The 21,510-nt window shown below is 56.5% G+C and carries 20 protein-coding genes, 1 other RNA gene and 1 pseudogene; 13 read left to right on the top strand and 9 right to left on the bottom strand.

Translation table 11 applies throughout. The features are described from left to right. Nucleotides 1-8: 8 nt before the first annotated feature. Entirely contained in the window at nucleotides 9-1,466 is a 1,458-nt protein-coding gene (locus AZE99_RS05005) for a leucyl aminopeptidase (protein ID WP_067198575.1), read from the bottom strand. 268 nt (nucleotides 1,467-1,734) lie between these two features. On the opposite strand from AZE99_RS05005, the pseudogene AZE99_RS05000 reads away from it, so the two are divergent. The 4 genes and pseudogenes from AZE99_RS05000 (at nucleotide 1,735) to rsmA (ending at nucleotide 7,244) form a co-directional block, all read left to right on the top strand. After that, a pseudogene (locus tag AZE99_RS05000) lies at nucleotides 1,735-3,950 on the top strand (LPS-assembly protein LptD). 98 nt (nucleotides 3,951-4,048) lie between these two features. Further along, nucleotides 4,049-5,413 (top strand): peptidylprolyl isomerase, encoded by a 1,365-nt coding sequence (locus AZE99_RS04995; RefSeq protein WP_067198573.1) that lies wholly within the window; start codon nucleotides 4,049-4,051, stop codon nucleotides 5,411-5,413. Then, nucleotides 5,413-6,420 (top strand): 4-hydroxythreonine-4-phosphate dehydrogenase PdxA, encoded by a 1,008-nt coding sequence (gene pdxA, locus AZE99_RS04990; RefSeq protein WP_067198571.1) that lies wholly within the window; start codon nucleotides 5,413-5,415, stop codon nucleotides 6,418-6,420. Before AZE99_RS04995 ends, pdxA begins: the two co-directional genes overlap by 1 nt. Beyond that, nucleotides 6,417-7,244 carry a 16S rRNA (adenine(1518)-N(6)/adenine(1519)-N(6))-dimethyltransferase RsmA gene (gene rsmA, locus AZE99_RS04985; protein ID WP_067198569.1) on the top strand — a complete coding sequence of 276 codons (828 nt, stop codon included), beginning with the start codon at nucleotides 6,417-6,419 and terminating at the stop codon, nucleotides 7,242-7,244. The genes pdxA and rsmA overlap by 4 nt, the downstream gene beginning before the upstream one ends. On the opposite strand, the gene AZE99_RS04980 is transcribed toward rsmA, so the two are convergent. Further along, nucleotides 7,241-9,346, bottom strand: a complete 2,106-nt coding sequence (locus AZE99_RS04980; protein ID WP_067198567.1) for a malate synthase G — start codon at nucleotides 9,344-9,346, stop codon at nucleotides 7,241-7,243. The two genes, rsmA and AZE99_RS04980, sit on opposite strands and share 4 nt — an antisense overlap. 445 nt (nucleotides 9,347-9,791) lie before the next feature. On the opposite strand from AZE99_RS04980, the gene AZE99_RS04975 reads away from it, so the two are divergent. The 4 genes from AZE99_RS04975 (at nucleotide 9,792) to AZE99_RS04960 (ending at nucleotide 13,597) form a co-directional block, all read left to right on the top strand. Next, complete coding sequence (locus AZE99_RS04975) at nucleotides 9,792-11,000, top strand: hydrolase (RefSeq protein WP_067198565.1); 1,209 nt, start codon at nucleotides 9,792-9,794, stop codon at nucleotides 10,998-11,000. Next, entirely contained in the window at nucleotides 10,997-12,007 is a 1,011-nt protein-coding gene (locus AZE99_RS04970; protein ID WP_067198563.1) for an arginine N-succinyltransferase, read from the top strand. Before AZE99_RS04975 ends, AZE99_RS04970 begins: the two co-directional genes overlap by 4 nt. After that, complete coding sequence (locus AZE99_RS04965; protein WP_067198561.1) at nucleotides 12,004-13,266, top strand: N-succinylarginine dihydrolase; 1,263 nt, start codon at nucleotides 12,004-12,006, stop codon at nucleotides 13,264-13,266. Before AZE99_RS04970 ends, AZE99_RS04965 begins: the two co-directional genes overlap by 4 nt. Before the next feature lie 100 nt (nucleotides 13,267-13,366). Continuing rightward, nucleotides 13,367-13,597: a hypothetical protein gene (locus AZE99_RS04960; protein WP_067198559.1), complete on the top strand. Its 231-nt coding sequence runs from the start codon at nucleotides 13,367-13,369 to the stop codon at nucleotides 13,595-13,597. 134 nt (nucleotides 13,598-13,731) lie between these two features. On the opposite strand, the gene ssrA is transcribed toward AZE99_RS04960, so the two are convergent. The 4 genes from ssrA to mscL form a co-directional block, all read right to left on the bottom strand. Beyond that, nucleotides 13,732-14,084: a transfer-messenger RNA gene (gene ssrA, locus AZE99_RS04955) on the bottom strand. A gap of 69 nt (nucleotides 14,085-14,153) precedes the next feature. Further along, nucleotides 14,154-14,420, bottom strand: coding sequence for a hypothetical protein (locus AZE99_RS04950; protein ID WP_067198558.1), 267 nt, complete (start codon nucleotides 14,418-14,420; stop codon nucleotides 14,154-14,156). A gap of 168 nt (nucleotides 14,421-14,588) precedes the next feature. Next, complete coding sequence (locus tag AZE99_RS16255; RefSeq protein ID WP_197460255.1) at nucleotides 14,589-14,807, bottom strand: hypothetical protein; 219 nt, start codon at nucleotides 14,805-14,807, stop codon at nucleotides 14,589-14,591. 283 nt (nucleotides 14,808-15,090) lie between these two features. Continuing rightward, nucleotides 15,091-15,516, bottom strand: coding sequence for a large conductance mechanosensitive channel protein MscL (gene mscL / locus AZE99_RS04945; RefSeq protein ID WP_197460254.1), 426 nt, complete (start codon nucleotides 15,514-15,516; stop codon nucleotides 15,091-15,093). A gap of 144 nt (nucleotides 15,517-15,660) precedes the next feature. On the opposite strand from mscL, the gene AZE99_RS04940 reads away from it, so the two are divergent. The 4 genes from AZE99_RS04940 (at nucleotide 15,661) to AZE99_RS04925 (ending at nucleotide 18,344) form a co-directional block, all read left to right on the top strand. Beyond that, complete coding sequence (locus tag AZE99_RS04940) at nucleotides 15,661-16,251, top strand: LemA family protein (RefSeq protein ID WP_067198556.1); 591 nt, start codon at nucleotides 15,661-15,663, stop codon at nucleotides 16,249-16,251. A 65-nt stretch (nucleotides 16,252-16,316) separates the two neighbouring features. Further along, on the top strand, nucleotides 16,317-17,072 hold the full coding sequence (locus AZE99_RS04935) for a TPM domain-containing protein (RefSeq protein ID WP_231862689.1): 756 nt from the start codon (nucleotides 16,317-16,319) through the stop codon (nucleotides 17,070-17,072). After that, nucleotides 17,072-17,749, top strand: coding sequence for a TPM domain-containing protein (locus AZE99_RS04930; RefSeq protein WP_067198553.1), 678 nt, complete (start codon nucleotides 17,072-17,074; stop codon nucleotides 17,747-17,749). The genes AZE99_RS04935 and AZE99_RS04930 overlap by 1 nt, the downstream gene beginning before the upstream one ends. A gap of 82 nt (nucleotides 17,750-17,831) precedes the next feature. Next, nucleotides 17,832-18,344, top strand: coding sequence for an NUDIX hydrolase (locus AZE99_RS04925; RefSeq protein ID WP_067198551.1), 513 nt, complete (start codon nucleotides 17,832-17,834; stop codon nucleotides 18,342-18,344). Nucleotides 18,345-18,383: 39 nt separating this feature from the next. Here the strand turns inward: AZE99_RS04925 and AZE99_RS04920 are convergent, their stop codons facing one another. Further along, complete coding sequence (locus tag AZE99_RS04920; protein ID WP_067198550.1) at nucleotides 18,384-18,662, bottom strand: ETC complex I subunit; 279 nt, start codon at nucleotides 18,660-18,662, stop codon at nucleotides 18,384-18,386. 24 nt (nucleotides 18,663-18,686) lie between these two features. Next, on the bottom strand, nucleotides 18,687-19,700 hold the full coding sequence (locus AZE99_RS04915; protein ID WP_067198548.1) for a polyprenyl synthetase family protein: 1,014 nt from the start codon (nucleotides 19,698-19,700) through the stop codon (nucleotides 18,687-18,689). A gap of 116 nt (nucleotides 19,701-19,816) precedes the next feature. On the opposite strand from AZE99_RS04915, the gene AZE99_RS04910 reads away from it, so the two are divergent. Beyond that, nucleotides 19,817-20,101, top strand: coding sequence for a chorismate mutase (locus AZE99_RS04910; protein WP_067198546.1), 285 nt, complete (start codon nucleotides 19,817-19,819; stop codon nucleotides 20,099-20,101). Here the strand turns inward: AZE99_RS04910 and AZE99_RS04905 are convergent. After that, complete coding sequence (locus AZE99_RS04905; protein WP_067198545.1) at nucleotides 20,098-21,417, bottom strand: sensor histidine kinase; 1,320 nt, start codon at nucleotides 21,415-21,417, stop codon at nucleotides 20,098-20,100. The two genes, AZE99_RS04910 and AZE99_RS04905, sit on opposite strands and share 4 nt — an antisense overlap. Between the last annotated feature and the right edge of the window lie 93 nt (nucleotides 21,418-21,510).

The following is a 21,510-nucleotide window of genomic DNA, read 5'->3' as shown; positions in this document are numbered from 1 at the left end:
CAGCCGAATCAATCTTCGAAATGGTCAGCGACATATTGGTTGAGCAAGCGCACACCATAGCCGGTAGCGCCCTTGTCCCAGACCGGGCTCGGCTTGTCGGCCCAGACCATGCCGGCAATATCGAGATGCGCCCATTTCACGCCATCCTTGACAAAACGCTTGAGAAACTGCGCCGCCGTGATGGATCCTGCACCGCGTGGTCCGACATTCTTCATGTCGGCAATCGGCGAGTTGATCAGTTTGTCATAAGCAGGACCAATCGGCAGCCGCCACAGCGGATCACCGGAATCCTTGCCCGCATCGATCAAGTCTTCGGCCAGATCATCATCGTTGCTGAAACAACCGGCATGTTCATTGCCCAGAGCGATAATCATCGCACCGGTCAGGGTTGCCAGATCGATCAATATTTCCGGCTTGAACGTTTCCTGCGTCCAGTGCATCGCGTCGCACAATACCAGCCGCCCTTCTGCGTCAGTATTGATCACCTCGATGGTCTGACCATTCATGCTGGTCACCACGTCGCCTGGACGCTGGGCCTTGCCATCAGGCATATTCTCTACCAGTCCGCAAACGCCGACCACATGGGCCTTGGCTTTCCGGCCAGCGAGTGCTTTCATGGTTCCGGCAACGGCTCCAGCACCGCCCATGTCCCATTTCATTTCTTCCATGCCAGCGCCCGGTTTCAGCGAAATTCCGCCAGTGTCGAAAGTGACGCCCTTGCCGACCAGGGCCAGCGGAGTCTTCTGTTCGCCATTGGTGCCGTCCCAACGCATTGCGAGTAAACGCGGTGGACGCTCGGAACCCTGCGAAACGCCTAGCAGTGCGCCCATCCCGAGCTTTTCCATTTCATCCCAGCCGAGCACTGTGAATTCCACGCCAAGATCTTTCAATTCTTCGCAACGAGCCACAAAGCTTTCAGGATAAATGGCGTTGGCCGGTTCCGCGACCAGTTCGCGGGTCAAGGCAACGCCGTCAGCCACGGCGGACAAATCAGTCCAAGCCTTGGCGGTTTCCAGATCCTGATCAAGTATCGTTATTTTCTCGAGCGTGACCTTTTGCTTTTCCGGCATGGTCGTCCGATATTTATCATGCCGCCAGCTTCGCAATTTTGCACCGAAGAGAAATCTTGCCAAATGTTCCTCATTCAGACCCGATGGGTCGATGACGGCATGCTTCGCTCCGGATGCCAGAATGCGGGCGATCGCTGAACCACCTGCAGATTCGGCGTCCTTTGCCTTGCCCTTGCCCAATCCTGTCAGAATAACCCGCAAGGCTTTCCCTGATTCGGTGACAAAAACTTCAAAAACCTCGCCCTGCTTACCGTCAAACCGGGCGGCTTTCGCTCCCGCCTTCACTGTATTCTCTTGTTCAAGCTTAAGCTCGAAATCACCTAGTCCATGCTTGGCGATTGCGAAAATGATTGTGTCAGCATTAGAGGGCCGCTCGTTGGCAAAGTTGAAATTCATTGGAAAACTGTCCCTATTTTTCTGTTTTGAGGAGTGGCAAGCCTCAGTGGCTCACTCGTCGATCCGACTCATTTCTCAACGGGCCGACATTTATCCTATCATCGGGCGTTGCTGCACCGTCCTGGGTTTCCGGTCAAGCACCTGTTCATCAGAATCTGTCAAAGAAAATTTGCAGACAAGGCAAACTGGTGCAATAGGCGATCGGAAGGTGGACAGTGCGATATTTGATGCTGTTCAAAATGGGACTAAAAGCAGGTTGAGCCAGTCGATGAAATCCTCACTCGCCCTTTTTACCCTAAGTTTGGCTGCTGTGACGCCTGCATCTGCTATGGGCCAAACACAAAGCGACACCCCCGTTGCCGCTGATCAGCAAGATGATGAAATCGAATTTAGTGCCGATAGCCTAGATTATGATTTTGAGAATGACTTCATCACTGCTGAAGGCAATGTGGTTCTGAATCGCGACGGATATATAAATTGCGGGCCGATCAGGTTGTCTGGAATCGGAAAACCGGCGTGGTTGTGGCAGAAGGCAATATTAGATCAATCAGTCCCGATGGCGATGTTGCCTATGGTGATCGCATCGAACTGACCGATAGTCTGCGCGATGGTGCTGTGGACAATCTTCTGCTCGTGCTGGATGACGGTAGTCGACTGGCGGCTCGCCGCAGCGAACGCTATGCCGATGGCTCGCTCGCACTGGATAATGCGGCTTATACTGCTTGCGCGGTCACGACCGAGGATGGATGCCCGAAAAATCCCAGCTGGCAGATCAAGGCCGTGAAGGTGATCTATGACCCGGTCAAGAAGCGGGTGAAATATAAAGGCGCGCGCATCGAGATTTTTGGTTTGCCCGTCATTCCGTTGCCCGGTCTCTCGCATCCGGTCAGCGACGAAAATCGGAGCGGCCTTCTGGTTCCGGACATCAAATTCGATACGGTGAACGGCGTTGGCGTGACAGTGCCTTATTATTTCAGCATCGCGCCCAATCAGGACGCTACCCTTACCACGCAGATATTCACGGATGTCGCACCGCTGGTCAGCGGGACATATCGCAACCTTGATCAGAAAGGGGCCTTCCAGCTGACCGGCTATGCCACTTATGGCTCCCGCATTCCTACAGGCGCTTCTCAGCTCCTGCCCAATGCGGAGGAGGATTTTCGCGGATATTTTGCGACCAGCGGCCGGTTCCGGCTCGATGACAAATGGACGGTCTCCCAATCGGCGCGCATCGTATCAGATCGTACATTCCTGAGGCGCTATGATATCAGCGACGACGATAGCCTTCGGTCTACGATCAACGTCGAACGGATCAGCAATAGCAGCTATTTTTCTTTGGCCGGCTGGGCGTTCCAGACATTGCGGGTAAACGATCCGCAAAACCGTGTCCCGGTCGCTCTGCCGGTGATTGACTATCGCAAGCGGTTCGATGACCCCATCCTGGGCGGTAGGCTTGAACTGCAGGCAAACAGCTTGGCGATCGGACGCAGCGAGGGGCAAGACACGCAACGTGCCTTCGGATCAGCCCGCTGGGACATGCGCAAGCTTACCGACTGGGGTCAGGAAATCACCTTCACCGGACTTGTTCGCGGCGACGTTTATCATAGCGATGACAATGATCTCAATGACACGGCTATCTATCGCGGGCAAAGCGGGTGGGAGACGCGGGCAATCGCAACGGCTGCGATTGACGTGAAGTGGCCACTGATCGGCGAGGCCTTTGGCGGCACGCAAACGATCACGCCACGCTTTCAGATTGTTGCGACACCTGGCTTGGCCAATCTCTCGGTTCCGAATGAAGACTCGCGCGCTGTAGATCTCGAGGACACAAATCTCTTCTCTCTGAACCGTTTTCCCGGTTACGACCGCTATGAAGATAATGTCCGGGCAACTTATGGTGTGGAATGGGAGATCAATCGTCCTAACCTGCAGGTAAATACGATCGTCGGCCAAAGCTATCGGCTTGAAAACAACAGTAATATTGTACCGGAAGGAACCGGACTTTCCGATCGTTTTTCCGACATTGTTGGCCGCACCAACGTTCGGTTCAAGGATATTGTGAAATTCACTCACCGTTTCCGGCTGGACAAGGATAATCTTGCGGTAAGGCGCAACGAGATCGACGCGACGGTCGGATCGAAGAACACTTACGCCCAAATCGGCTATCTGCGCCTGAACCGCAATATAGGGCTTCAACTTGAAGACCTGAGAGACCGCGAAGAAGTTCGGGTCGGGGGCCGCTATCAGATTGATAGATATTGGTCCGTTTTTGGCTCTACGATTATCGACCTGACTGATGGCAGCGAAGATCCGATCTCGGCAGCCGATGGCTTTGATCCGGTGAGGCATCGCCTCGGTGTCGCCTATGACGATGGTTGCCTCTCAATGGGTGTGACCTGGCGCTACGACTATGAAGATACTGGCGATGCACGGCGCGGTAGTACTTTTCTGTTCCGGCTGGCCTTGCGCAATCTGGGCGTGTAAAGGATTTTCAAACGGGTCGGCCCGCTCATATTGGGTTCAGCAGATATTTGCTATTTGCTGCCTAAAATTTACTCTTTGTAGTTGAGAAGAAATAAGAAATGAACCAATTGAGCATGAAATTCCGCGACTTTAAAACCAAGGCTGCGTTGATTACAGCGCTTGCCGTTGCAGGCGCTTCACCGTCTGTCAGCCAGACGGTTGCAGATACCTCACTGCCACAAACCGGGCTGGATATTCCTGACGAATTGACAATATTCGGCAAAAACGATCCCAATGTTCGCCGGGCCACTGCGATCGTGAACGGCGACATCATCACCGGGACCGATGTCGGCCAGCGCCTGGCCTTGATCGTTGCGGCCAATGGCGGCGAAGTTTCGGAAGAAGAGAAACAGCGCCTTCGCCTTCAGGTGTTGCGAAACCTGATCGATGAAACGCTGCAAATTCAGGAAGCTGAAGCCAATGAAATTGTCATTTCAGAAGAAGAAGTGGAGGCAACTTTCCGTCAGGTAGCCCAGCAGAATTTCAAGCAGGACATCAATGCGTTCGACGAATATCTGCGCACGCAGGGCTCTTCCACGGATACGCTCAAGCGCCAGATCAAGGGCGAATTGGCATGGAGCCGCCTGCTTCGCCGCAATATCCAGCCATTCATCAATGTCGGCAATGAAGAGGTGAATGCGATCATCGAGCGCCTGAATGCCTCCAAGGGCACAAGCGAATTTCGGATCGGTGAAATCTATATGTCAGCGTCGCAGGAAACTGCTCCGCAAGTTGCCGAGAATATGCGCAAGATATTGGAACAGATTCGCGCTGGCGGTTCCTTCCTCGCTTATGCTCGTCAGTTTTCCGAAGCCTCGACCGCCGCAACCGGTGGTGATCTGGGCTGGGTCCGTCCCGCCCAGTTGCCGCAAAGCCTTGCGGATGCAGCCGAGCAGATGCAGGTCGGACAGGTAGTCGGTCCGGTTGAAGTCCCTGGCGGATTCTCCATTCTCTATCTGATTGATTCCCGGCAAGTTCTGACGGCTGACCCCCGCAACGCGCTGCTCAGCCTCAAGCAACTGGCGATCAGCTTTCCCGCCGGCATCACCGAAGCCCAAGCTTCTGCTCAGGCGGCCAAATTTGCCACAGCAACACGGGGCATCAAAGGTTGCGGCGCTGCCAATGAAGTCGCTGCTCGACTGGGCGCCAGCGTGGTAGACAATGATCAGGTCAAACTTCGCGATCTTCCTGCTGCTTTACAAGGTACTATCGCGGAACTGCAAATCGGTCAGGCCAGCCAGCCATTTGGTTCGGTCGAAGATGGTGTCCGGGTATTGATATTGTGCGGACGTGATGATCCCCAGACCGCTGCGGCTCCTTCCTTCGATGCCATCATGTCTCGTTTGGAAAATGAACGTGTCAACAAACGGGCGCAAATCTATCTGCGCGATCTGAGACGCGACGCCATCATCGAATATAATTAATGGCCGACTGGACTGCCAAGCCCTTTGCGATTTCCTGCGGAGACCCCGCCGGTGTCGGGCCGGAAATCATCGGCAAGAGCTGGAAACAACGAGCGGCAGCTGGTCTGAAGCCGTTTTTTGCCATCGGCAATTTTGCCGATTTCGAAAATCTCGCGGGCGTTCCGGTCCGCAAAATCGATCAGCCGATGGAAGCCGGCGAGGCTTTCGACGATGCCTTGCCCGTGTTCCATATCCATGAGGCCGCCGCCGCAATTCCTGGCGAGGCGACGCTGGACGGGGCGCAATGTTCGTTGCATGCGCTCGAGATTGCCTGCGGTCTGGCCCGTTCCGGGGATGCCGGAGCGGTCATCACCGCACCTGTTTCCAAGTCCCAGCTTTACAAGATTGGCTTTCGCTATCCTGGCCAGACCGAATTTGTTTCGGAACGCTGTGGAATTGCGAGAGAGAATGCGGTGATGATGTTGGCAGGCCCTTCGCTGCGCGTCGTGCCGCTGACCGTGCATGTCCCGCTGAAGGATGTCCCCGAACAGCTTACCTGCCGGCTGATTATTGCTCGCGCCCGCGCTGCGGAGAAGGCAATGATCCGGAATTTCGGAATAGAAAACCCGCGCATCGCCGTAGCTGGCCTCAACCCGCATGCTGGCGAGAATGGCAATCTGGGCGACGAAGAGCAGCGGATCATGCAGCCAGCGATCGATGAGTTGCGTGAAGACGGTATGGACATCACTGATCCGCTTCCCGCCGATACGATGTTCCACGAGGAAGCACGGGTCAAATATGATGTCGCGCTGTGCCCTTATCATGACCAGGCCTTGATACCGTTGAAAACCCTGCATTTCTTTGATGGAGTCAACATCACGCTCGGCCTTCCGATTGTGCGGACTTCGCCGGATCATGGCACCGCGTTCAATATCGCCGGACAAGGCATTGCCGATCCGCGATCGATGATTGCCGCAATCCAGATGGCAGCCACCGCCGTCACCAATCGACAGATTCACGGCCATTGAGCCAGCCTGTTGCCCTGCCCCCGCTCCGGGAGGTGATCAAGAAATACGGTCTGACCGCCAGCAAAGCGCTGGGCCAGAACTTCCTGTTCGACATGCAGCTTCTCGGCAGGATTGCTGCGGTTCCCGGTGACCTCGATGGCCAGTCCGTCTTCGAAGTCGGCCCCGGCCCTGGCGGCCTGACACGCGCGTTGCTGCAGGCCGGTGCCAATGTGACCGCCGTTGAACGGGACGAACGCTGTCTGCCAGCTTTGAACGAGTTGTCCGGCTATTTTCCGGACAAGCTGAAGCTGATCAACGACGATGCGCTCGCGCTGGATCATGGCAGTCTGTTTGACGGGCCTTTCCATATCGTCTCCAACCTGCCCTATAATGTCGGCTCGGCGCTGCTGATCAAGTGGCTGTCGGCACCGCAATGGCCACCGCAATGGGCATCGCTGACCCTGATGTTCCAGCGCGAGGTCGCCGACCGGATTGTCGCCCAGCCCGGCTCCGGCGCTTATGGCCGCCTGTCGATTCTGGCGCAGTGGCGCAGCACCGCGAAGCTCGCCATGACGGTCCACCGGTCGGCCTTCACGCCGCCGCCCAAGGTCATGTCAGCGGTCGTACATATTGTTCCCGCCGCACAGCCCGAAGGCGTCGATTTTGCCAAGCTGGAAACACTGACGCAGACCGCTTTCAGCCAGAGACGCAAAATGCTGCGGCAAAGCCTGAAGAAGCTTCCCGGCGGTCTCGAAGCGCTGGAACAGGCCGGCATCGACAGCCAGCGCCGGCCCGAGACCCTTGCCGTTTCCGAGTTCGTCGAACTCGCACGGCTGCTCTCCTAGCCAGCAGCCTTGAGTTTCCGCCGGTAGGCATGCAGCAAGGGCTCGGTATAGCCGCTTGGCTGCTCGACACCCTTGAACACCAGATCGCGCGCCGCCTGGAAAGCCAGGCTGGCATCCGGATTGGGGGCCATGGGCCGGTAGAGCGGATCGCCCGCATTCTGGCCGTCGACCTTGGCCGCCATGCGCAGCAAGGCGGCATCAACCTGCTCGGCCGAGCAGACGCCGTGCAGCATCCAGTTAGCCATATGCTGCGAGGAAATCCGCAGCGTCGCGCGGTCCTCCATCAGGCCGACATCATTGATGTCCGGAACCTTGGAACAGCCGATTCCCTGATCGATCCAGCGAACCACGTAGCCCAATATGCCCTGTGCATTATTGTCCAGCTCATGCTCAATTTCGGCATCCGACCAGTTGTGGCCATCCGCCAGCGGAATGGTCAGCAATTTGTCGAGCGGCGCAATGCCGTCCGCCGCGACTTCCTTCTGACGGTCGAAGACATCGACCCGGTGATAGTGGATCGCGTGCAGCGTGGCCGCCGTCGGGCTTGGCACCCAGGCGGTGTTGGCGCCGGTCATCGGATGACCGATTTTCTGCTCCATCATGTCGGCCATCATGTCGGGCGCGGCCCACATGCCCTTGCCGATCTGCGCCTTGCCGGACATGCCGCAAGCGAGACCGATGGCGACGTTGCGCTGCTCATAGGCAGTGATCCAGTCGCTTGTCTTGATATCGCCCTTGGCCAGCATTGCGCCCGCCTGCATCGATGTGTGGATTTCGTCGCCGGTCCGGTCGAGGAAGCCGGTGTTGATGAACACGACCCGGTCCTTCACTGCGTGGATACAGGCGGCGAGATTAGCCGACGTCCGGCGCTCCTCGTCCATCACGCCGACCTTGATGGTGTGACGGTCGAGGCCCAGCAGATCTTCGACCGCATCAAACAGATCATTGGTGAACGCGCATTCTTCCGGCCCGTGCATTTTCGGCTTCACGATATAGATGGAACCTTCGCGGCTGTTGCGCAGTTCGCCGAGCCCCTTGATATCGTGCATCGCGATCAGGCTAGTAAACACGCCGTCGAGCAATCCTTCCGGTGCTTCTGATCCATCAGCCAGCAGGACCGCGGGGTTGCTCATCAGATGGCCTACATTGCGGACAAACATCAGGCTGCGGCCCGGCAGGGTGAAGGATCTTCCGTCGAGATCGACATAATCGCGATCGGGATTGGCCTTGCGCTCGACCGTCTTGCCGCCCTTTTCGAAGGACGCGTCAAGATCGCCGCGCATCAGACCGAGCCAATTGCTGTAGGCCAGCACCTTGTCCTCGGCATCCACCGCCGCGACAGAATCTTCCATGTCGATAATCGCGGTCAGCGCCGCTTCCATCAGGACATCGGCGATATGGGCCGGGTCATCCTTGCCGATCGGGTGCGCCGGGTCGATGACGACTTCGGCGTGCAGTCCGTTATGTTTGAGCAGCAGCGACTGACCGTTGCGGCCAACCAGTTGTGACGGATCGACCAAGGCGGGCTCGCCTCCGGCAAAATCGGTCCATGATCCGCTCGAAAGCGGGAAGGTTTCGTCGAGAAAAGCCTTGGCTGCCTTGATCACCGCAGCGCCGCGCTCGGGATCATAGCCACCGGGTTTGGCCGGTGGTGCATCCAATGCATCAGTGCCGTAGAAAGCGTCATAAAGGCTGCCCCAGCGCGCGTTGGCGGCATTCAGAACGAAGCGATCGTTGAGCGAAGGTACCACCAGTTGCGGTCCGGCCATGGTCGCGATTTCGGGATCGACATTTTCCGTGGTGATGGAAAAAGCCGCCGGTTCTTCAACCAGATAGCCGATGTCCTTCAGAAAGGTCTGATATTCAGCCTGATCAATCTGCTGGCCCTTGTGGTCGATATGCCAGGCATCAATCTGCGCCTGCAGCTTCTCCCTTGTGGCCAGCAGTTCCGCATTGCGTGGCGCGAACTTGCCGAGGAGTTCGGCAAAGCCTGCCCAGAATTTCGTCCCGTCCACGCCGGTTCCCGGCAAGGCACGGTCATTGACAAAATCAAACAGTTCCCGCGCGATCTGGATATCGTTCTGGCTGACATATTCGGACATAAATCTTCCTCGTTCAAATGCATTTATCCGGAGCGTACAGCGTACACTATAGACGTTCAAAATGTTCCGGGGAGGAATCGCAGCCGTCTATGACGCCTCTTCTTCGCCCTGTAAATGGGATGGGCAATCGGAACGGCGAAAAAGGATATTCCCGGAGATGAACTTTACAAACTTTACACTGTTATGAAAATTTTTCCTTCTCCCGAGAATTTTTGCAAGAAATCTATCCAAATAGACTGAGATTAAATGGATTTTTAGATAATTCCTGATTTCCAGTGAAGGACAGTTCGGCTCGACTTCTGCTCAGATCCATATGGGATACTCCTTTGGTAACGAGGGACTGGGACCCATATCTGAATGATAATAGCCCCATCCCTTGTAGGACAGCATTTTCCCGATCACAGAGCGGCTGGCAAGGACTCACGACAAATGCTATCGGTTTCAAATGAAAGCTAATTCCTCCTCTGAGAAAGCAATATTGGAAAGCGCGACAGACCTGCCGCTTTTGCCGCGCACGCTCGAATGGGCAAAGGTCAACAGTGGCACCACCAATCTCGATGGCCTGGCGACCGTCGCGGGAATGCTCGCGGATGCCTTTTCGGTTTTACCCGGAGAAACCAGCCTGGTCGATCCCGAACCGGTCGAGGCGGTGCGCGCGGACGGCTCGGTTGACCAGGTCCGGCGCGGCCGGCATCTGGTCACCTCGGTACGGCCGGAGGCGCCGGTGCGCCTGCTGCTGACCGGTCATATGGACACTGTATTTGCGGCGGATCACCCGTTCCAGCAGATCATCGAGCTGGAAAATGGCATTTTGAATGGCCCCGGCCTTGCCGACATGAAAGGCGGTCTTTCGGTCATGCTCGGCGCGCTGCAATTGCTCGAGCAAAGCGACTATGCCAGCAGGATCGGCTATGACGTGATGATCAACAGCGACGAGGAAGTCGGCTCCGGATCATCGGCAGCGCTGATCAGGCGACTGGCCGAAAGCAAGACCGCCGCCCTCACCTACGAACCCGCGCTGCCCGACGGTACGCTGGCCGGCGAGCGCGGCGGCAGCGGCAATTTTTCGATCATCTTTACCGGCAAGAGCGCGCATGCCGGACGCAATCCCGACGAAGGGCGCAACGCATTGGTCGCGGCGGCAGACATGGCGGTGCGGCTGAAAGCGCTGCACCGCGAGGGGCTGAGCGTAAACCCGGCGAAGATCGACGGTGGCGGACCAAATAATTCGGTTCCCGATCAGGCCATATTGCGGGTCAACTTCCGGCCCAAGACGCTGGAAGATCAAGCTGTGGCGCAAAAGGCTCTGGACCAGATGGTTAAAGATATCGCGAAGCTGCACGATCTCGGCGTCCACTGCCACGGCGGCTTTGGCCGCCCGCCCAAGCCGATTGATCCACAGGCAGAAAAGCTTTTCGGCCTTGTGAAGCAATGCGGCGCAGAACTGAGCCTCGATATCAGCTGGCGCGGCACCGGCGGCGTATGCGACGGCAATAATATCGCGGCCTGCGGTATCCCGGTGGTGGATACGATGGGCGTGCGCGGCGGGGCCATTCACAGCTCCGATGAATTTCTGATCACGGACAGTCTGGTCGAACGGACACAATTATCGGCGCTGACGATCATGCGGATCGCCGAAAAAGGAGGATTATGAGTTTCCGGATACGCGCGGCGCGGGTCGATGATCTGCAGCATCTCTACGAAATGGCGAAACTGACCGGCGGCGGCTTTACCAACCTGCCGGCCGACCGGGACTCGCTGACCCAGAAACTGGAGCGCTCCGAACGCGCCTATCAGAGTGACAGCAACGAACATGGCGATGACCTGTTTGTCATGGTGCTGGAAAATGTCGAAACCGGTGCGGTGCGGGGCACTTCACAACTGTTCACCAAGGTCGGGCAGACCTGGCCCTTCTATTCCTATCGCCTGAGCACCCTGTCGCAAACCAGCAAGGAACTCGACCGGACGTTCAGCGCCCAGATGCTGAGCCTGGTCACCGATCTGGAAGGGGCAAGCGAAGTCGGCGGTCTGTTCCTGCACCCCGGCGAACGCGCCGGCGGCCTCGGCATGTTGCTGGCGCGCAGCCGCTATCTGTTCATCAAGGAGCATCGCGACCGCTTCGGCGACAAGATTTTTGCCGAGCTGCGCGGGATCATTGACGAGGCGGGCGGGTCGCCCTTCTGGGACGGCCTTGCCGGCCGCTTCTTTGGCATGAGCTTTCAGGAAGCCGATTATTTCAACGCCATCCACGGCAACCAGTTTATCGCCGACCTGATGCCCAAACATCCGATCTATACCGCTATGCTCAGCGAGTCCGCGCGGGCCGCTATCGGTGTGCCCCATCCCAATGGTCGGGCTGCCATGCGGATGCTGGAGAACGAGAATTTCTCCTATGACGGCTATGTCGATATTTTTGACGGTGGCCCGACGATGATTGCCAAGACCGATGATGTGACGAGCATCCGCAATGCAAAATCGGCCAAGATCAGCGCTCTCGCCGAAGGCGGAACGAAGGTGATCATTTCGCACGGCAAGCTGAGCGATTTTCAGGCCACCTATGCAATGCTCGACGAAAATGACGACGGCGTCACGATCGATGAACAGGCGGCGGTCAATATCGGCCTCTCGGTCGGTGACGAAATCTGGTATATCCCGCGATGAGCGCGCTGATCGAGATTAATTTCGACGGCATAATCGGGCCGAGCCATAATTATGCCGGGCTTAGCCTGGGCAATATCGCCTCCTCAACCAATGCCGGCGCAACCGCCTATCCGCGGGAAGCGGCGCTGCAGGGCATTGCCAAGATGCGGCACAATCTGGAGCTGGGGCTGGCGCAGGGTTTTTTCATGCCGCTGGATCGGCCGAACACAGGCTGGCTGGAGGCGCTCGGGACAAATGTTGCTGACGCCGAGCCGCATTTGAGGGCGGCTGCTTTTTCCGCATCGTCGATGTGGGCGGCCAATGCCGCGACCGTTTCTCCCGCACCGGATGCGCCCGACGGAAAATGCCATCTCACCGTCGCCAATCTGCAAACCATGCCGCACCGCAGCCATGAATGGCCGGGTACGCTGGCGCAACTGCGACTGGCTTTTGCCGACAGCGATCATTTTTCGGTGCACGCTCCTGTTCCCTCCCCGTTCGGCGACGAGGGCGCAGCCAATCATATGCGGCTCTGTTCCGGCCATGGCACGCCGGGTGTCGAGATATTTGTCTATGGCAAAAGTGGTGGCCCCTTCCCCGCCCGTCAGCATATCGAGGCGAGCAAGGCAGTGGCGCGCAAGCACGGGCTGGACGAGCAGCGCGTGATTTTCGCGCAACAGGCGGAAATGGCGATCGCCGCCGGGGCCTTTCACAATGATGTCGTGGCCGTCGCCAACGAGCAGGTGCTGTTCACGCATGAACAGGCGTTTGAGCAGCCCGATGCGCTTTATGATGCCATCCGGGGCAAGCTGCCCGACGCAGAGATTATCATCGTTCCAGCGGACAAGGTCAGTCTGGCCGATGCGATAAAATCCTATCTGTTCAACGCCCAGCTGGTGAGCCTGCCGGACGGCGGCGGCATGGCGCTGATCCTGCCGAGCGAGGCACGGGAGAATAAGGCCGTTTGGGCCTATCTGACCGACCTGGTTGCGGGAAATGGCCCAATCCGGAGGCTCTGCCCGGTCAATGTCCGGCAGTCGATGGCCAATGGGGGTGGCCCGGCCTGCCTGCGATTGCGAGTGGTTGCGGATCCCGGGACGGTTGATCCACGATTCATGGCGACACCGGAAAAGCTGGATGCAATCGCGCAGGTGGTGACGGAATATTGGCCGGAAGCGATCAGCCCCGGTCAACTGACCGATCCGGCATTGACCAAGGCCATCGGCAAGGCGAGAAACAGGCTGCTCGACACCTGCGGCCTGAGCGGCTTGCGCGGCTAGTCGCTGTTTCCGACTGTCGGGTTAACTTACAATTTACCATGTTTTTTTGAAGGGATTGCCGGTTTTCTGCGCTTGGCACAGGGCTTGCTAGGCTCCGTACATGTGGAAGAAATTCAAACGGCTGTTTGTGATCAAGACCAAGTTCGAGGCTTTCCTCATCACCTATGCCCTTGCCACTGGTGCGGTCCAGCGTGGCCAGCTTTATCTGGTTGAATATCCGGGATGGGGCGGGAAAATGCTGTTTCTGGCTGCGACGGGCGCGGTGTTCATGGCCGGCGCCAAGATGATCGAGGCCGTCGACCTCAACCGGATTTACAGTTCCGAATATTGAACCGGCGCTTCCATCGGCACATATGCGCAATGACGCACCCATCCGACCGGCCGATCACAGGCGCATATTGTCAAATTTTGCGGTCTATTTGAATGAAGTGGAAGGCTTCTGTTGCCCGGTGCCTTCCAAACCGCTGAATTCCCTTCTGTTGCCCGGTGGGTTCAACCGCGCGTAGCTTTCTAACTTATGACCGTGAGGTCAATGGGTTAGGCAGCGATAGCGAGTGCTTCATTATCGTTTGCACTTATAGGTTTTGAGCAATCACGGCATACTCAGGCCGGGCAAAAATAACGCCTTTGAACACCCGTCGATCCTGGTTCGGCCCCATCAGCAAAGGCGTCCTGCATCGCTGCAAATCGCCTGAATTGGTGGAGCCGCCGGGTACTGCCCCCGGGTCCGTAGTGTCTATTACACGTCATCATTTATCACCATAGTCCGTCGAAACAGACAGGTCCTATATAGGGATATATTTCTGAATGAACAGTGCACAGACAAGAAAAAGGGCCAACCGGTCTCCCGGTTGACCCTCCTCTAGTTCCCCAAAGGGAATTCGTGATTACTGGGCGAGAACGCCTTCTTCAGCATCGGCTTTGTCTTCCAGGGCATCAGCCTTGTCTTCCATTGCCGCAGCCTTGTCTTCCATCATTTCTTCGCCGGCTTCGGTCGGAGCGGCATCAGCAGCATCGTCCAAACGATCGGCTTCCATCTCAGCTTCCTGAGCCTGGAGTTCGGTTTCGGTTTCCGCACCACTGGTGTCTTCCTGAGCGCAAGCACTCAGTGCCAGAGCAGCGGTAGTAGCGGTCAAAATCATCAATTTACGCATAATAGTCCCTCGTATATTTGAAGGAGCAGAAAAAAAGCCCCTCGTCGACTTAACCAGTCGGGATTGAATTGGTTCCCGAGAGGATAAAAAATATTAAAAAAAGGGCCAACCAGTTTCCCGGTTGACCCTTCTCTAGTTCCCCAAAAGGGAATTCCAGATATTTAAAGCTTACTCAGCAACAGCTTCTTCAGCAGGTACAGCAGCTTCGTCTGCAGGAGCAACTTCAGCAGTTGCAGGAGCAACTTCTTCAGCAACCATTGCGTCTTCAGCAGGTGCAACTTCTTCGGTAGCAACTTCGTCGGTTACAACAGCATCTTCAGCTGGAGCATTGCAAGCAGACAAAGCGAATACAGCTGCGGATGCAGCCAAAACAGCGAATTTACGCATAATAATTAGTCCCCATATCGTCGTTCAAATCGGCTGAGAATCAATCCAGCCGAGCGAGCCTATAGGATCGAAAAATCCGAATGTATCTCAAAAAATGAAGGTTGTTACTAAGCTATTGTTATAATTTTCTTATTATTCATTTTCGCGGATGATAGCACCGGTTTTACGAAAAAAATTACGAAAAAATAACAGAGTTTGGACATAAAAATCGCCCCCTTCGCGGTGCCTGTTTTATATTCCATAAACCGGGCGGCAAAAGGGGCGATATTGGCGATCCCGAATTTTACTTCTTCAGGCTGTCCCGGATTTCGATCAGCAGGTCAATTTCGCTTGGCCCCGGATCTGCCGCTTCCTCTTCGGCTTTCTTCATCACCTTGTTGGCATAGCGAACGATCATGAAGATGATGAACGCCAGAATGATGAAATTGATCACCACGGTCAGGAACTGGCCCCAGCCGAGCATCGGCACGCCGGCTTCCTTGAGCGCCGCATAATCGGTCATCGCACCGGCATAGTCGGCAGGTGGCGAACCGAGCAGGATGAACATGCCCGAGAAATCGGGAGCGCCAATCAAGGCGCTAACAATCGGCATGATCACGTCTTCGGTCAAAGATGTGGTTATGGTTGCAAAAGCGGCTCCGATAATGACGGCAACAGCCAGATCGAGCACATTGCCCTTCAGGATGAACGCCTTAAACTCGTTTAACATATATATTCCCTTCCCATTTCTAAAGGCGTGTAAATGTGTGAAAAATCCGAAATTGTCGAGGGAAGTCGTTGCAAACGCGACCATTGATACCTATTTTTACAAAGTGGTACGGCCTATTGCCGTGTGGATGGAGGGATTTCAAACATGCTGAATAAATTGATCAAATTTCTGGTGGTTCCGGCCGTGGCCTTGTCGCTGAGCGCCTGCGGAATCAACAGCGTGCCGACGGCAGAAGAAAATGCGAAAGCCAAATGGGCCGATGTCGAAAGCACCTATCAGCGCCGCGCCGACCTGATTCCCAATCTCGTCGAGACCGTCAAAGGCTTTGCTACGCAGGAGCAGGACACGCTGACCGCTGTGGTCGAAGCCCGGGCTAAAGCAACCTCGATCCAACTGAGCGCTGATGACCTCGGCGATGCCGCGAAGGTTCAGGAATTTGCTGCGGCACAAGGTGCACTCTCGCAAGGGCTCGGGCGCCTGATGGCAACGGTCGAAGCCTATCCCGATCTGAAATCCAATCAGAATTTCCTGGCTCTGCAAAGCCAGCTGGAAGGCACGGAAAACCGCATCAATGTCGCGCGACGCGATTATAATGAGGCGGTCCGCGAATATAACACCACCATCCGGACGTTCCCGGACATTATCGGTGCCAAGATCATCCATGGTGCCGAACCGATGGAGCCATTTGCTGCCACAACCGAAGGCGCCGACGAAGCACCTGAAGTCAGCTTTTAAGGGTGATTGCACTTCGATCCTTCATACCGTTGAAAACGGTCCTTTCAGGCTTGGCGGTCGCCTTTTTGGCGATCGCCAGCCCGGCTTTGGCCCAAAGCTTTCCGGAACTCACGGGCCGCGTCGTCGATCAGGCGGATTTGCTTGATCCTGCGCAGGAAGCAGAACTCACAGCCCGGCTGGAGGCTCTGGAAAACCAGTCCAATCGCCAGCTGGTTGTTGCGACGGTCAACAGTCTCGAAGGCTATGATATCGCCGACTATGGCTATCAGCTTGGCCGGACATGGGGCATCGGACAGGATGGTGAAGGCGAGACGGAAAAGGACAATGGCCTGATCCTGCTGGTCGCGCCGAATGAACGCAAGGTTCGGGTCGAAGTCGGCTATGGCCTGGAGGGCATCATGACCGACGCTCTGTCGAGCATCATCATCCAGAATGATATCCTTCCCCAGTTCCGTAATGGCGATATGGCAGCAGGGATTATTGCAGGCGTAGACCGGATATCGACCCAACTGGCCCTGCCAGAGGAAGAAGCTCTTGAGGTTGCGCAGCAGGCTAGCCAGCAAGCCAGCAAAGGCGATGGCGGAAATATCGGCCTGATGGTCTTCTGGATCTTCGTTCTGATCTTCTTTGTCATCATCCCGATGTTCTCGAACCGCGGCGGCAAACGCTATCGTCATGGCGCCGGTCCGGTCGTGATCTGGGGTGGCGGATCCGGATTCGGCGGCGGCAGCAGCTCCGGTTTTGGCGGCGGATTTGGTGGCGGCGGCTTTGGCGGGGGCGGCGGCAGCTTCGGCGGCGGCGGCGCATCGGGGGGCTGGTAATGGCTAAGGTCAATCAATTCACCCCGAACGATCACAAGATCGTTACGTCCGCAGTCTCGCAGGCCGAGCAATCGACCGACGGCGAAATTGTCACCATCGTCACCGGCGAATCCGATCATTATGGCGATGTCGCCTGGGCAATATCGGGACTGGTGGCGCTGACCGCGTTGTTGGTCATCAGCCTGTTCCCGGAAATCTATCTTGGCATCATTGACTGGCTGGCCGGCGGCTGGAGCGGCATCACTGCCCTGCCCTACTGGACTCTTTTCATATTCGCAGCGCTGAAATTTTTCGGCACGCGCTTGATACTGATCTGGAAGCCCTTGCTATTCCTGCTTATCCCGCCACCCATCAAGAAAGCGCGGGTGCGCAAACGGGCGATATCCCTGTTCCGGGTGTCCACGGATCATCGCACGGTCGGCCGGACCGGTATCTTGCTCTATCTGTCTATGCGCGAACACCGGGCCGAAATTGTGGCTGACGAAGCCATTGTGGCGAAAGTTGAACCTGCGGTCTGGGGAGAAGCGATGGTCGGCATGATCGATCTGGTGCGCGCTGGCACTCCCGGTGAAGGCATGGCCGAAGCCGTCCGCCAGATGGGCATTGTTCTGGCCGAACATTTCCCCAAGACCGACCAGAATCCCAACGAACTGCCCGACCGGCTGATCGAACTGTGACATCCCATACGCCCTGAGCTTGTCGGCGGATGATTTTTGCGGCAGGTCGAGCTTCAACAGGCTCAGCACGAACGGGGTAGGAATGTCCGAAAATATCGAGATCATGTGGGAAGGTCATTTCATCACGGCCAAGCGCGAAGGCAAGTGGGAATATGTCTCGCGCAGCCGCGGCATCAAGGCTGCGGTCATTCTCGCGGTTGATGAAGGCCATGTACTTCTGGTCGAGCAATATCGCGTGCCACTGGGAAAATATTGTATCGAGCTGCCGGCGGGGCTGGTTGGAGACCATGATGCCCATGCCGATGAGGATGGGGCCATCGCGGCTATCCGCGAACTGGAAGAAGAAACCGGTTATCGCGCGGAAACCATGGAGGACTTCGGTGAATATTATTCCTCACCGGGAATGGTGTCGGAGAGCTTTTCACTGTTCAAGGCCAGTGGACTGACCAAAGTCAGCGAAGGCGGGGGCGTGGATGGAGAGAATATCACCGTTCACCGCGTTCCGTTGAGCGAAATGACCCACTTTCTAGAAGAAAAGCGTCAGCAAGGCACCGGTATCGACGTCAAGCTGCTGATGTTTCTGCAACTGGTTTGAATGAGCCCTCATCGTCCCGCTGCGAGAGCAGTGATATAGCTAGCGAAAATTGTCCGCGTAAGCCTGGATTTTCAGCGTCTTGTGCGGGGTTGGAATCACCGCGTAGGCAATTGCATGTTTGTCAGCATAGGCTTTTGCCGCTTCGCAGGAATCAAAGGTCAGCTCTACCTGCCGCTGGGTATCGCCGGACCCGGCCCAACCGGTCAGGGGATCGGGTTTGCGCGGCTCTGCCGGTTCAAATTCGAGCACCCATTTGTCGGTCAGCGCCCTGCCCGACTGCATGGCATTTCTGGGGATTTGATAAATTCGTGCGGCCATTTTCTGTTCCTGTCTTGAACCGGCTCAATAAGCGCGGGAAATAGCAAATTCAACCGCTTCGGTCATCGCTTCTTTCGCTTTTCCGGATGCAAAAATTCCCAGCGCATCGATTGACCGTTGGCCATAGTGCCGAGCCCTCGACATCGTATCATCCATCGCGCCGGTCGAGCGAATCAAATCTGTTGCCCGGGCCAGATCTTCATCCGAGGATTTATGCCCGATAATCGCATCTTTCCAGAATTTCCGGTCTTCCTCGCTGCCGCGGGCATAGGCCAGAATCACCGGCAGGGTTACTTTGCCCTCGCGGAAATCATCGCCGGCATCCTTGCCCATGGTCTCGCGATCGGATGAATAGTCAATCGCGTCATCAACCAGCTGAAAGGCTATGCCGAGATTACGACCATAGCTGTCCAGAGCCAGTTCGATTTCATCATCGCATTCCGCCACCACGGCGGATATCCGGCTCGCCGCAGCGAACAGGGCTGCTGTTTTGGCGCCGATGATATCAAGATAACGGTCTTCACTGGTTTCGATCTTGCGCTGCGCGGTCAATTGATTGACTTCCCCTTCGGCTATCACAGCAGAAGCATTGGACAATATTTTCAATACTTTCAGCGAGCCGTCCTCGACCATCAGCTCGAATGACCGGCTGAACAGAAAGTCTCCGACGAGCACGGTCGCCGGATTGCCAAATATGAGATTCGCTGCGGTTTTTCCGCGTCGCATGTCGGAACCGTCGACAACATCATCATGCAGCAGGGTTGCGGTATGGATAAATTCAACCGCCGCTGCCAGCTTGTAATGGCGATCACCCGGATAGCCGATCAGCTTTGCCGCCGCCAGGGTGAGCATCGGACGCATCCGCTTGCCACCACCGGCAATAAGATGCCCCGCGAGCTCCGGAATGAGGGGGATTTCCGATTGCATCCGGTCCAATATCACGCTGTTGACCTGATTCATGTCGCTGGCGACCAGCGACATGATGGGTTCTAGTGAAGGCGCGGTGTCCCGCCCGAGATGATGGACCGTTGCTGACATGTTGCACCGGATGTGGCAAGTCACTAGGGATAAGGCAAGTGAAATAAGGCCTGATAGGGTTGCGTCCTGCAGAAGTGGGATGAAATATCAGACGGGCGAAAATCGGGCGGCGAACTATGGATGAAAAGCTGAAACAATATCGTGAAAGCATCAACAATATCGATGCAGCGCTGGTTTTCATGCTGGCCGAGCGATTCAAGGTAACCCAGGCGGTTGGCGAATATAAGGCCAAGAACAGCCTGCCACCGGCCGACGGCGCGCGTGAACGGGAACAAATCGCGCGGCTGCGCCAACTGGCCAGCGATGCCAATCTCGATCCTGAATTTTCGGAAAAATTTCTGCGCTTCATCATTGATGAAGTGATTCGGCACCACGAGCGGATTCGGGAAGAGACCGACTAAGAATCGGTTCCTTCCGACCGGGGCAAGCGCAACCGCACCAGCAGACCGCCAAGATCCTCGCTCTCTTCCAGCGCTACCGAGCCATCATAGATTTCCGCGACATCGCGGACGATGGCGAGACCAAGACCGGTGCCCGGCTTGCCGCTGTCGAGACGGACGCCGCGATCGAATATCCGCTGACGTTCCTCTTCGGGAATACCACGGCCATCGTCCTCAATCTGTAGCTCGACAAATTGATCATCGCTTTCGACGGTGACAAACACGCTGCCACCGCCATATTTGGCGGCATTTTCAACCAGATTGCCGATCATTTCATCAAGATCCTGACGCTCGACCGAAGCAACGGCATCCTTGTCGCCATCAATGTCGATCCGGACGTGCGGATAGAGTCGCCCGACCGCGCGTTCGACCGCTTGCAGGCTCTGCCATACCCTCGCCCGGCTATGGGCATGGCCGCGCCTGCCCACCGCCCGTGCGCGGGCAAGATGATGGTCAACCTGACGCCGCATGACACCGGCTTCGCGAATCACCGTATCGGCAAGATCATCCGCCTTGGCGGTGGCACTGTTCATGATCACGGTGAGTGGCGTTTTCAGCGCGTGGGCCAGATTGCCGGCATGCCGCCGCGCTTCCTCTGCCTGTTTCTCATTATGATCGAGCAGGGCGTTCAATTCATCGACCATCGGGGTGACTTCGTTCGGCATCGGTTCGACCACTCTGCGCTGCTGGCCCGTCCGCATGGCCGCGATGGCAATGCGGATCTTGCGAAGCGGCCACAGGCCGTAAAGTGTCTGTAGCGCCGCCATGCCGATCAGGCCAAGCGCGAGAATCAGGAAACTGTTGACCAGTATCGAGCGGATATTGGCGATCTGCGCATCGAGGCCATCGCGGCTTTGCGCTACTTGAAACAGCCATTTTGTGTTGGAGTCCGGCAATATTATCGTGCGTTCGAGCACCCGCAGCGGCTCATCCACAAACTGCTTGCTGTCGTAGATATGGGTTTCCCGATCATCATGGCTGATATTCGATTCCAGCGTACGATCCCATAAGGAACGGGACGGAAAATCATCATGCCCCTTGCCGCTGATCTGCCAGTAGAGGCCGCTATTGGGTTCGAGAAAGCGCTGGTCTCCCAACGGCCGGTTCAGGAAAACCTCGCCATCGGGGCCGATTTCGGCCGAGGCGATCATGGCCGTCAGTACATATTCCAGTTGATTGTCGAAATTGCGGGTTACCGCATCATTGAGCACTCGATCCAGCGCAAACCCGCCAACGAACAGCAGGATGACAATCCACGCCGCAGCAATCCCGATCATCCGCCGGCCCAGAGAGCCGGTGGTCTGCGTACCTAGCCGAGCATGGGTTGGCGGAGCCTTTTCATCGACCGGATTGTCTATCTGGACTGGTTC

Source organism: Sphingorhabdus sp. M41 (assembly GCF_001586275.1).
Classification (GTDB): Bacteria; Pseudomonadota; Alphaproteobacteria; order Sphingomonadales; family Sphingomonadaceae; genus Parasphingorhabdus.
The sequence above is the reverse complement of the archived record's forward strand: the minus strand, read 5'-3'. Positions and strand labels throughout refer to the sequence as shown.

What these genes read in the sequence shown, in the direction of transcription:
- AZE99_RS04905 (WP_067198545.1), bottom strand. Translation starts at nt 21,417, where the DNA reads ATGATCGGGATTGCTGCGGCGTGGATTGTCATCCTGCTGTTCGTTGGC.
- AZE99_RS04980 (WP_067198567.1), bottom strand. Translation starts at nt 9,346, where the DNA reads ATGTCCGAATATGTCAGCCAGAACGATATCCAGATCGCGCGGGAACTG.
- AZE99_RS04910 (WP_067198546.1), top strand. Translation starts at nt 19,817, where the DNA reads ATGGATGAAAAGCTGAAACAATATCGTGAAAGCATCAACAATATCGAT.
- AZE99_RS04995 (WP_067198573.1), top strand. Translation starts at nt 4,049, where the DNA reads ATGAACCAATTGAGCATGAAATTCCGCGACTTTAAAACCAAGGCTGCG.
- AZE99_RS04940 (WP_067198556.1), top strand. Translation starts at nt 15,661, where the DNA reads ATGCTGAATAAATTGATCAAATTTCTGGTGGTTCCGGCCGTGGCCTTG.
- AZE99_RS04950 (WP_067198558.1), bottom strand. Translation starts at nt 14,420, where the DNA reads ATGCGTAAATTGATGATTTTGACCGCTACTACCGCTGCTCTGGCACTG.
- AZE99_RS04915 (WP_067198548.1), bottom strand. Translation starts at nt 19,700, where the DNA reads ATGTCAGCAACGGTCCATCATCTCGGGCGGGACACCGCGCCTTCACTA.
- AZE99_RS04925 (WP_067198551.1), top strand. Translation starts at nt 17,832, where the DNA reads ATGTCCGAAAATATCGAGATCATGTGGGAAGGTCATTTCATCACGGCC.
- AZE99_RS04970 (WP_067198563.1), top strand. Translation starts at nt 10,997, where the DNA reads ATGAGTTTCCGGATACGCGCGGCGCGGGTCGATGATCTGCAGCATCTC.
- AZE99_RS16255 (WP_197460255.1), bottom strand. Translation starts at nt 14,807, where the DNA reads ATGCGTAAATTCGCTGTTTTGGCTGCATCCGCAGCTGTATTCGCTTTG.
- AZE99_RS04960 (WP_067198559.1), top strand. Translation starts at nt 13,367, where the DNA reads ATGTGGAAGAAATTCAAACGGCTGTTTGTGATCAAGACCAAGTTCGAG.
- mscL (WP_197460254.1), bottom strand. Translation starts at nt 15,516, where the DNA reads ATGTTAAACGAGTTTAAGGCGTTCATCCTGAAGGGCAATGTGCTCGAT.
- AZE99_RS04975 (WP_067198565.1), top strand. Translation starts at nt 9,792, where the DNA reads ATGAAAGCTAATTCCTCCTCTGAGAAAGCAATATTGGAAAGCGCGACA.
- AZE99_RS04930 (WP_067198553.1), top strand. Translation starts at nt 17,072, where the DNA reads ATGGCTAAGGTCAATCAATTCACCCCGAACGATCACAAGATCGTTACG.
- AZE99_RS04920 (WP_067198550.1), bottom strand. Translation starts at nt 18,662, where the DNA reads ATGGCCGCACGAATTTATCAAATCCCCAGAAATGCCATGCAGTCGGGC.
- pdxA (WP_067198571.1), top strand. Translation starts at nt 5,413, where the DNA reads ATGGCCGACTGGACTGCCAAGCCCTTTGCGATTTCCTGCGGAGACCCC.
- AZE99_RS05005 (WP_067198575.1), bottom strand. Translation starts at nt 1,466, where the DNA reads ATGAATTTCAACTTTGCCAACGAGCGGCCCTCTAATGCTGACACAATC.
- AZE99_RS04965 (WP_067198561.1), top strand. Translation starts at nt 12,004, where the DNA reads ATGAGCGCGCTGATCGAGATTAATTTCGACGGCATAATCGGGCCGAGC.